Consider the following 10189-nt stretch of genomic DNA (forward strand, 5'->3'; position numbering starts at 1 on the left):
CTTCGAGAATCGCGTCGTGAACATTCACCCCGCCCTCATCCCGGCGTTTTGTGGTCAGGGCTTTTACGGTCTCCGCGTCCATCAAGCCGTCCTGGACTATGGGGCCAAAATCACCGGGTGTACGGTCCACTTTGCGGACAATCTTTATGATCATGGCCCAATCATCCTGCAGAGAGTTGTGCCTGTGCTCGACGACGATACACCCGAAACCCTGGCGGCTCGGGTCTTTGCGGAGGAATGCAAGGCCTATCCTGAGGCCATCACGCTGATTGCCGAGGGCCGGGTCCAGGTGGAGGGCCGCAAAGTGAGAATTCTTCCCCCCAAGGACGTGGGGTTCGAGTTGTGACGGCTCGCCCCGCCTCCGTTTTTCGCCTTCAGAAGAAATACAACCCCCGATCTGTGTGTCGGCAAGTCAACTGGGAGGGTATCCATGCCGCTCGATCCGACTGAACATCCCGACTGGGAAATCGCTCTGGAGGCCGAATCGCGGATGAAGACGTGCTACCAGCTCGGCGAAGAGCTGGGGCTGACAAAGGAAGAGCTTCTGCCTCATGGCCACTACATTGCCAAAGTGGATTACCTCAAGGTGATGGAGCGCCTGCGCGACGCCCCCGATGGAAAGTTCATCGAGGTGACAGGCATCACTCCCACACCGCTGGGTGAAGGCAAATCCACCACTACTATCGGGTTGCTCCAGGGACTGGGCCGACGCAAGAAGCGAGTGACGGCGTGCATCCGCCAACCTTCCGGTGGTCCCACAATGAACATCAAAGGTTCGGCTGCTGGAGGGGGCCTCTCTCAGGTCATCCCCCTCGCGGAGTTTTCCCTCGGATTGACGGGGGATATCAACGCAGTCATGAACGCCCATAACCTGGCCATGGTGGCCCTTACGGCGCGACTCCAGCACGAGCGCAATTACGACGACGAGCGACTGGCTAAAGTAGGACTGAAACGGTTGAATATTGATCCCACCCGTGTGGAAATGGGGTGGGTCATCGATTTCTGCGCCCAGGCGCTGCGGAATATCATTATCGGCATCGGTGGCCGGATGGACGGCTACATGATGCAGAGCCGCTTTCAGATCGCAAGCTCCTCCGAGGTCATGGCTATTCTCGCCGTGGCCCGAAGTCTCGAGGATCTTCGCCAGCGTATCGGGCAGATCATCGTGGCCTATGACAAAAAAGACCGTCCCATCACCTGCGAAGATCTGGAAGTGGCCGGGGCCATGACCGCCTGGCTGCGCAGTGCCATCAATCCGAACCTCATTCAAACCATCGAGGGCCAGCCGTGCTTTGTGCATGCTGGTCCCTTTGCCAATATTGCGATTGGACAATCGAGCGTCATCGGGGACCAGATCTGTCTGAAACTTGCGGACTATCACATTACCGAATCGGGCTTTGGGGCGGACATCGGTTTCGAAAAATTCTGGAACGTCAAGTGCCGGTACCTGGGAAAAGTTCCCCATGTCTCCGTCATCACAACAACAATACGGGGGTTAAAACACCATGGTGTGACGGCAGGAGCCCCGCCCTGCCCTCCCGGCCGACCGATCCCCAAAGAATACTTCGAAGAGAATTTAGCGTGGCTGGAAGCGGGAGCCGCCAATCTCCTCCACCACATCAATATCGTCAAAAAGTCGGGCATCCACCCGGTGGTGGCCATCAATGTTTTTCCCACCGATACCCCGGCGGAAATCCGGCTGCTGCGTCGCATTGCCGAACAAAGTGGCGCGAGAGTCGCCGTCTCCAATCACTGGCGATACGGCGGAGAAGGAGCCCTGGAACTGGCTGACGCCGTCCTTGACGCCTGCGAACAGCCCGTCTCTTTCCGTTACCTGTACGACGACGACACACCCCTCAGTGAACGGATTGAGAAAATCGCGCGTGAAGTGTATGGCGCCGACGGCGTGGAGTATTCCCGCGAGGCTGAGGCCAAACTCAAGGAATTTGAAAACAATCCAAAATACCGGGACTTTGCCACGATGATGGTCAAAACGCACCTCAGCCTCACCCATGATCCGACCATCAAAGGTGCCCCCAAGGGATGGACTCTTCCCATTCGAGACATCCTTCTTTACGGGGGTGCGCGGTTTCTCTGCCCGATGGCCGGTGAAATATCCCTCATGCCAGGAACGGGCTCAGACCCCGCGTTCCGCCGCATCGACGTAGACGTCAAGACCGGCCGTGTCACAGGGCTTTTCTGAAGACGACCAACCGAACCATCACCTCGTGCCGATCTCGACGATCTATGCAAAAACCCTGGCAGGTCCGATTGGATGGACGACCTGCCAGGGCACATTTTCGGAACCAGCAACGGTTACCTCGCCGGATTATCAGGCCCGATTGACCTCACCATGCGATCGAGGCACAAACCGGAAACCTCTCTCCGGGATCTTGTCACGAGCAGCCCAGACTATGGCCGCAATTTGGACAAACATGGCAAGAGCCGGCTCGGCGGGTGATAGCACCGCACAAATCGCACGGAGGCCCATCATCCTGGAACGGAAGATAGCTTTCCAGCGTCGCCGTTGCCGCAGGCTGCAGAGCCGGCTTGGTGCCATGAAGCTGCCCGTTACCCGCCGATGAAGGCTGTGTCAGCGTAGCCGCGAGGGAGGCCAGCCGCTCCGGAAGCGGCCCGCCCAGGGATTCCCACGGATCACCACGCCGCTCTCCACTACCGGGAGTGGATGCTGCTTCCGCCTTGGGAGCCCCGTTGCTTCCAACCGCCGTGGATTCTGGCGCGGGCGTTAATCGTTCCAGAACGTGCTGGGAACTCTTGAGTTTTTCTCTGTAGCCGGGCAGAAATGTGATCCCCAACCAACGAAAGATGTAATCCACGATACTCGTGGCGGTCCGGATTTCCGGATTCGTCGTGAAGCCCATCGGCTCAAACCGGGTGTAAGAGAACTTGTTCACATAGACTTCCAGCGGCACGCCATACTGGAGGCTCATCGAGACCGCCGTCCCAAAGCAGTCCATCAACCCACCGATGGTGCTTCCTTCCTTGGCCATGGTGATGAACAGCTCACCCGGACGCCCATCCGGATAAAGCCCCACCGTAATGTAGCCCTCGTGTCCGTTGACCGAGAACTTATGGGTGATGGAGCGTCGGGTGTCGGGCAGCCGCTCGCGACGCGGTGCGGGCACCGCTTGTGCGGTCTTTTCGGTGGACGCCTTTGAGACCAGCGGCTGCACTTCCTTCGAGCCGTCTCGATAGACCGCCAGGGCTTTCAGCCCCAATCGCCAACCCTCCATGTAGGCGTTGGCGATGTCCTCGGGCTTCACATCGCGGGGCATGTTGACGGTCTTCGATATTGCCCCCGAAAGGAACGGCTGGGCGGCCGCCATCATAAGGATGTGGGCCTTCCAGTGGATGTACCGCTTACCACCCGGCGGTGGCGTGGCACAATCGAAAACAGGAAGGTGTTCGGGCTTCAGATGCGGCGCCCCTTCGATAGTGTCGTGCTTGTCGATATAGGCCACGATTTCGCGGATCTGTTCTTCCGAGTAACCCAGAGTTCTCAGAGCCAGGGGAACGGTCTGATTGACGATCTTCAGTGTGCCACCCCCCGCCAGTTGCTTGTATTTAACCAGGGCGAAATCCGGCTCGATGCCGGTTGTATCGCAATCCATCATAAAGCTGATCGTGCCCGTGGGCGCAAGTACCGTCATTTGCGCGTTGCGGAATCCATATCGCCTGCCATTGGCGAGAACCTCATCCCACAGTTTTCGGGCGGCGTTTTTGAGGTATTCCGGAGCATGCTCCAGCTCCTCCACCTTTTCCCAGTGGCGTTCCATCACCCGTAGCATCGGCTCCCGGTTCTTCTCAAACTCGGCGAAAGGCCCCACGGCCGCCGCCAGTTCCGTGCTCGTCCGGCAGGCCGCTCCATGCATGAGGGCCGTGATCGCACCGCACAAACCGCGGGCCTCGTCCGAATCATAGGGCAGGCCGGAGGCCATAATCAGGCTGCCCAGGTTGGAATAACCCAGACCGATCGGTCGGAACAGGTGGCTGTTCCTGGCGATCTTTGCCGTGGGATAGCTCGAGTGATCAACGAGAATTTCCTGGGCGATGAAGATGATCCGGCAGGCTGCGACGAAACGATCGGCGTCGAACGTGCCATCCCCGCGCCGGAACTTCATGAGATTGATGCTCGCCAGATTGCACGCCGTATCGTCGAGGAACATGTACTCGGAACAGGGATTCGATGCATTGATACGGCCTGAATTCGGGCAGGTGTTCCAGCGATTGATCGTGGTGTCGTACTGGACGCCGGGGTCACCACAACTCCAGGCAGACTCGGCCATCTTTTGCATCAACTCCCGCGCCCGGTAGCGAGGCCCTTCGCGGGTCGGATCCGTCACCCAATGGGTGACCCATTCCCGGTCGGCTTCGACTGCTTCCATAAATTCATCGGTGACGCGGACCGACAAATTGGCATTTTGGAAAAGGATGGAGCTGTAGGCCTCTTCCGGCGGATAGCCGTTTTGGATGAGGATACGCGCCTTTTTCTCCTCTTTGGATTTGCACTCGATAAATTCCAGAATGTCGGGGTGGGTCACCTTGAGGGACTGCATCTTCGCCGCCCGCCGGGTTTTTCCTCCGCTTTTCACCACAGCGGCGATTTGATCGTACACCCGCATGAAGGAAAGCGGGCCCGAGGGCTTGCCACCGCCTGACAGCTTTTCCCGACACGATCGCAGGGTGGAGAGGTCGGTCCCCGTTCCGGAGCCGAACTTGAAGAGCATGGCTTCGCTTCGAGCCAGCTCCATGATGTCTTCCATGTTGTCCTGCACACTTTGGATAAAGCAGGCGGAAGACTGAGGATATTCGTAGGGGTTTTCGGGCTGCACAGCCCTGCCCTCTTTGGCATCCCATCGCCAATTGCACGTAGCCCCTTTGATTCCGTACTGATGGTACAGGCCCACGTTGAACCAGACCGGCGAATTGAACGCCGCGTGCTGATGCAGGCACAGCCAGGCCAGTTCGCGATAGAACCGCTCTCCGTCTTCCGCTGAGGCGAAATACCCGTCGGCGATTCCCCAGTCGGCAATCGTGCGGCACACACGGTGGATGAGCTGCCGCACGCTGGATTCACGCTGCGACGTGCCGAGCTCCCCGTAAAAATACTTGCTGGCGACGATATTCGTCGCCAGTTGGCTCCACGTCTCTGGCACTTCACAGTCCGGCTGTTCAAAATGGACGCCACCCGCGTCACTTTTGATGACAGCGGTCCGACGTGTCCACTTCACGGTGTCAAACGGCGAGGGAACATCGGGCGGACAAAACACAGGATCAATCCTGATCCCGCGAACCCCCGAGCGGGCTGCTGCGTTGCCCTCGGCAACCGAGTTATGCGGAAGGGTAGCGTGATTTTCCTGTGCCATTGCAGTCACCTCCTGATGCTTGGGTTTTCCTCATCTAACTCGCAGACCTTGCGGACGCACCGAGCGAGCTTGGCCATCCGCCGCACAACCACACGCTTGTATGTCAGGAACGTGCAAGCAAGTGTACTAATGTACACTCTTCCCTCGGCCCCATCAACCCCGTTGATTGGTCACTGGAAACTGCTTTCACGGATGAGAACACCTTTCCACCAAAAAGCTGTCCTCACTGTCCAAGCGGAATCCCGCGTTCACTTTACACAGCTTGAACAGTCTGAAAAGATCACCCAGATTTCCGAAGCCCATCCATCCTTTTCCGTTCCGCTCGAACAAAACACATCAACCTCACCCAGGTTGACCAAATTGAGACGGCCACCCCACCACCTGGGGAACCAGCTTCCTCTTCTGGTGCAGGATGAGGGCAGATTCACCTCGCCACTATCTATTGTATCCCGCGGTCAATGCATGCACAACATAGCGTAAGAGTGTACCGCGCCCTCGCCCCGTGTCAAGCCCCGAACCTGCCTGTCGTAAGTGACCGTCACATGGCGACCTGCGCTCCATGGCTTTTCCCGCCATCCCCATCCGGCCTGTTCGACGAAACACGTAACGCATTGCAGAGACAATAGTTAGGAAATCTTCCGGCAACTTGCGCGTCACGCCCGGGGAATCGCTCAAAATTTCGAAGCGATTTTCGCTGGCGGCAGGGTCGAATTTCCTCCAGCAGACGTGACCAGGTTGCGCCGCAATTTCCTACCGGCGCGTCCCCTCATCCGAATACCAAAGGCAGCACAATCGACGTACACTGAAATCGTGGGCGGAGCTTTAGGCCGGAAGCATTGATGGGCGTGGCTGCCGGCCGTCCACAACTCTGGCAGATACGCGGATGGTACTGACGATGGTGGCGGAAAAGACCTGGTTCTGTCTTGCTGTGAGTCTGCTGTGGCTTTCTGGCGGATGCATGAAGAGTGCAGACGACTCGGCCTTTCGGGTGACGCCACAAAAGCCATCCCCGGCCCCGGCGATTGCCAGTCACACATCGGGTGTCACAGGGGAAACGACCCCGAAAATCGCTCCCCCGCCCCCACAGTCCACGATAACACCTGCTGGTCCAGCAAGCGATCGACCGGCCGCAAATTCCGCAGCGATGTCCCCACCGCCTTTACCCGGCTCTCCGCTACCTGGAGGCCAACCTTCTCCAGCTTTTCCGATCGGCGGAGCCAACCCGGCCGACCTTCCCGTCCAACTGTCGGCCGCCGTAGCCCTGCCGATGACAGGTCCGGAAGGAACAATGATGGGCTTCAGCGTGGATTACCAATTCCGCGGGGGAACGGCACCGGCAAATGGCTCGTTTTTCTGGTTAATTGAAGGAAACAACGGAAAGCAGTACCGCCTGGCTGTCAAACTGGATGCCCGCGGCAACCTCATGCTCGTGATCCCGGGATGGCGGCCGGAAGATGGCCCCTTCCGATGTCGACTCGAAGATCAGTCCGGCCGGGTCATTTCACCTACCGTCGATATGCGATAATGAGGAACTTTCCGCCACCCTTCGAGGGGTAGCCGCTCTCGCGGTACGCTGTGGCGATTGCACCTGTGTTCATGGGATGAAAAGGAAAGCCCATGCTTCGGGAACATGAAATCGAAATCCGGGTGCGGTACCCCGAGTGCGATCCTATGGGGTTTTTGCACCACAGTCGGGTTTTCATTTATTTTGAAATGGGACGCACAGAGCTGCTCCGCGCCTCCGGAGGAAACTACCGCCAGTGGGAAGAACAGGGGTTGTACGTGGTCGTGGTGCATGCGGAATGCCGCTATTATCAGCCGGCAAGGTACGACGATCTTTTGCGATTGCGGACTATCGTCAAACGCGTCACGGCGTACAAAATCGAGCACGAATACCTGCTCTACCGAGATGGCGAACTCCTGTGCCGCGGCAACGTGACACTCGCGATCGTCGATCGTTCCGGACAGGTGCAGCCAGTACCGGAAGAAGTCCGCAAAGAATTCGAAGCGAGTCAGCCGAAGGTTGCCTGATCAGCGATAGCCGTTTGGCGGCGGCGATCCCGTGGCTCGTTCTTCACGCCGAGCGCCGGAGCTTCAGACCTGCTTCTTTTTCTCGAGCAGAGAGCAAACGCCGCAGGATTTCGAATGTTTTCAGAGTGGCTCCCCGGTGCGAAAGAACGAGATTCTGTGCCCGCTGGCCGAGTGACCGCGCGTAGGCAGGCTGTTCCAGGCAGCGGCGTACAAAAACTTCAAGCTCCCGGGCATCGTGCACGACGACGGCGGCCTCGGCTTGCAGCAGCGATTTTACAATATCCCGAAAATTCCACGTGTTGGGCCCAAAGCTGACGGCGGCCCCGTAACCAGCCGGTTCCAGCATATTTTGCCCCCCGCGGTTGCCGAAACTTCCTCCCACAAAGGCAATATCCGCCAGGCCCCACCAGGCACTCAATTCTCCCACGGTATCCACGAGGATGACGGGCAGAAACGTTCGTTGCTGTGGCGTCCCGGACGGGACATCCACGTGGCGCTGAGAACCGAACGCTGGTGGGACTCGTGTCCGCTGCCCGTCAGGCCAATGCACTGGGAGCGGACGGTCGGGAGCCAGCTCGGAACGCCGCAGCCACGGCAAACCACTTGCCCGAAGAAGCTCGGCGACGCTCTCAAACCGTTCCGGATGGCGGGGTACGAGAATGAGCCTCAGGCGGGGAAAGGTCGGTGCTAATCGTCGAAATACTTCCAGTGCGGCGGCCTCCTCGCCTTCCTGGGTGCTCCCTGCCAGAAACACCGTTTCGTCACGAGCTATCCCCGCCAGTTCTCGCAGAGATTGGGTGTGGGGATTGCCGCGATCACACTCCGCACCGTCGAATTTCAGCGATCCCGTGACAAACACCCGGTCGGAGGGAACCCCCAGCGCGATGAACCGCTCGGCTGTGCGCTGGTCCTGGGCGGCCACCGCATCCAATCTTTGAAAGGTCGGTCTCAGAAACGGCATGGCCATCCGATACCCGCGGAAGCTGCGGTCACTCAAGCGACCGTTAACCACGGCGACTCGGACCCCCGCATTTTTGGCTTCCGCGATGAGCTGGGGCCAGATCTCGAGCTCCGTCAAAACGAGCACCGATGGCCGAATGCGGGCGACAGCACGACGAACAGCCCAGCTCCAATCGAACGGAGTGTAAAACGGGTGCAGGGCCGCATATTTCTTGCTCGCGACTTCGAAGCCGCTGCGGGTCGTGGTACTGAGCCGAATATCCACACCGGGAAGCCTGCGTTCGACTTCGACGAGGAGCGGCCGCAGGAGATTGACTTCCCCCACGCTCACCGCGTGGAACCACAGGCACGGCAGGGCACTCTCTCGCGCGGGCACATCACCCCACAGCTTGGCCCGCCACCCCTGTCGGTACTTCTGGGGATACCGCAGCAACCGCCACGCCCAGACCGGCGACAGGAGGCTTAAACCGGCGAAGTAAGCAAGATCCATGAATGAGATCATCGGGGCCTCCTTTCCCCGCATACCGTGCTCACATCAAGCTCCGGCGACCAATTTCCACCCCATCTCCAATGGATGCGAAAGCGGCAACCGATAGCTGCGTCCTCACCTCGTGTCGGTCGTTCTCAGGCGGCGCCCCGGTTCCGCATGCAGCAGTGTTTATATTTTTTGCCGCTACCGCATGGACAGGGATCATTGCGTCCCACATCCGGGCCTTTCTTGCGGATGGGCTGCCGTTTGCCGGCCGTCTGTTGTGTGGACTCGATGGTTTCCTGCTGTTCCTTCATCGTTTCCTGAATGGCCGAATTGGAGGGTGTGCTGTCGTGGACGGCCTGCGTCTCCCGCCACAGCGAGCGCACGAACCGGTCATCCAGTTGTTCCATGCGGTAGATGAGGTCCGTGACACGACGGGCCACCGACTCCCACATCAGCTCAAATTGCCGCATTCCCTCGCGTTTGTACTCCACCTTGGGATCCACCTGGGCGTAGCCCCGCAGGCTCACCGCACTCCGCAGGTGGTCCATGACCAGCAGGTGGTCCTTCCAGGCACTGTCCAGAGTGTAGAGCACGAGGAAGCGTTCCAGTTGCCGCATTTCGGGAGAATAGCGATCATTGAAGGCGTCGCGGAATTTCCATTCCAAATCGCGACGTTCCATGCGGCTGACTTCTTCAGGAGTCAATTCCATCCCCAAGTGTTCGTGAACCCAGCGGCAGAATTCCACAAGCCGGGGATGGTTACGCGGACATTTCGCCCTTACATCGTCACCACTTTCCTCGAAGAGACTGGCGAGCAGGGACTCGCCTTCGGTCCGGAGGGCCTCCGTTTTCTCGTAATCACGCTCGCTGGCTTCCCACAAGAGGGCGGAAATTTCCTCCCACGAGCGCTGCCGCAGGTCTTCCTCGCTCAATTCGAGACCGAAGCGCGCCTTCGTCCATCGCGCCAGTGTTTCCCGATCATAGACTTTCCGTCCCAAGGCGTCCTGTGTCATGAACCGGCTGAGGCCCACCCGCAGCGGGAGCTCGATTTCCTTCTGGCGATAGGCTTTGAGGGCCGCTTCGTAGACATAATCCTTGACGGCTGCCGGTTCGCGATCACGAAGGTCTTCGAGAGTGAGCTCGATCCCAAACTTGCTGCGGACCCAGTTGATGGCCGACTTGAGCCCGAAATCAGGATCGAGAAATTTCGCCCCCTCGCTCAAATCGACGGTGCGGATGGACTCCTGGGCCTTCTCGATGAGGAATTCGGAAAGCTGATCCCGTGGGATCCGCCGCAGATCTCGCTCTTTGAGATTGAGTCGCCAGCGGGTATTGA

The 10189-nt window shown here is 58.8% G+C and carries 7 protein-coding genes; 4 read left to right on the forward strand and 3 right to left on the reverse strand.

The features are described from left to right. Together H5U08_RS03920 and H5U08_RS03925 are read left to right on the forward strand one after the other, a co-directional pair. Positions 1-346: formyltransferase family protein (locus tag H5U08_RS03920; RefSeq protein WP_297030393.1), on the forward strand; the 346-nt coding region annotated here is incomplete at its 5' end. Positions 347-430: 84 nt separating this feature from the next. Continuing rightward, positions 431-2203: a formate--tetrahydrofolate ligase gene (locus tag H5U08_RS03925; protein ID WP_297030396.1), complete on the forward strand. Its 1773-nt coding sequence runs from the start codon at positions 431-433 to the stop codon at positions 2201-2203. Positions 2204-2396: 193 nt separating this feature from the next. On the opposite strand, the gene H5U08_RS03930 is transcribed toward H5U08_RS03925, so the two are convergent. Further along, a complete protein-coding gene (locus H5U08_RS03930) occupies positions 2397-5387 on the reverse strand; it encodes a vitamin B12-dependent ribonucleotide reductase (protein WP_297030399.1) in 2991 nt (996 codons plus the stop codon). A gap of 883 nt (positions 5388-6270) precedes the next feature. On the opposite strand from H5U08_RS03930, the gene H5U08_RS03935 reads away from it, so the two are divergent. Further along, positions 6271-6912 carry a hypothetical protein gene (locus tag H5U08_RS03935; protein WP_297030402.1) on the forward strand — a complete coding sequence of 214 codons (642 nt, stop codon included), beginning with the start codon at positions 6271-6273 and terminating at the stop codon, positions 6910-6912. Between the two features lie 92 nt (positions 6913-7004). Beyond that, positions 7005-7418 carry a thioesterase family protein gene (locus H5U08_RS03940; RefSeq protein WP_297030403.1) on the forward strand — a complete coding sequence of 138 codons (414 nt, stop codon included), beginning with the start codon at positions 7005-7007 and terminating at the stop codon, positions 7416-7418. Between the two features lie 43 nt (positions 7419-7461). On the opposite strand, the gene H5U08_RS03945 is transcribed toward H5U08_RS03940, so the two are convergent. Together H5U08_RS03945 and H5U08_RS03950 are read right to left on the reverse strand one after the other, a co-directional pair. After that, positions 7462-8880, reverse strand: coding sequence for a 3-deoxy-D-manno-octulosonic acid transferase (locus H5U08_RS03945; RefSeq protein WP_297030404.1), 1419 nt, complete (start codon positions 8878-8880; stop codon positions 7462-7464). A gap of 122 nt (positions 8881-9002) precedes the next feature. Next, positions 9003-10189, reverse strand: a 1187-nt coding sequence (locus H5U08_RS03950; RefSeq protein ID WP_297030405.1) for an SEC-C metal-binding domain-containing protein, incomplete at its 5' end; no start/stop codon positions are given.

The sequence above is a fragment of the Thermogutta sp. genome (genome assembly GCF_014359955.1).
In the GTDB taxonomy this organism is placed as follows: Bacteria; Planctomycetota; Planctomycetia; order Pirellulales; family Thermoguttaceae; genus Thermogutta.

What these genes read in the sequence shown, in the direction of transcription:
- H5U08_RS03930 (WP_297030399.1), bottom strand. Translation starts at nt 5,387, where the DNA reads ATGGCACAGGAAAATCACGCTACCCTTCCGCATAACTCGGTTGCCGAG.
- H5U08_RS03925 (WP_297030396.1), top strand. Translation starts at nt 431, where the DNA reads ATGCCGCTCGATCCGACTGAACATCCCGACTGGGAAATCGCTCTGGAG.
- H5U08_RS03945 (WP_297030404.1), bottom strand. Translation starts at nt 8,880, where the DNA reads ATGATCTCATTCATGGATCTTGCTTACTTCGCCGGTTTAAGCCTCCTG.
- H5U08_RS03935 (WP_297030402.1), top strand. Translation starts at nt 6,271, where the DNA reads ATGGTACTGACGATGGTGGCGGAAAAGACCTGGTTCTGTCTTGCTGTG.
- H5U08_RS03940 (WP_297030403.1), top strand. Translation starts at nt 7,005, where the DNA reads ATGCTTCGGGAACATGAAATCGAAATCCGGGTGCGGTACCCCGAGTGC.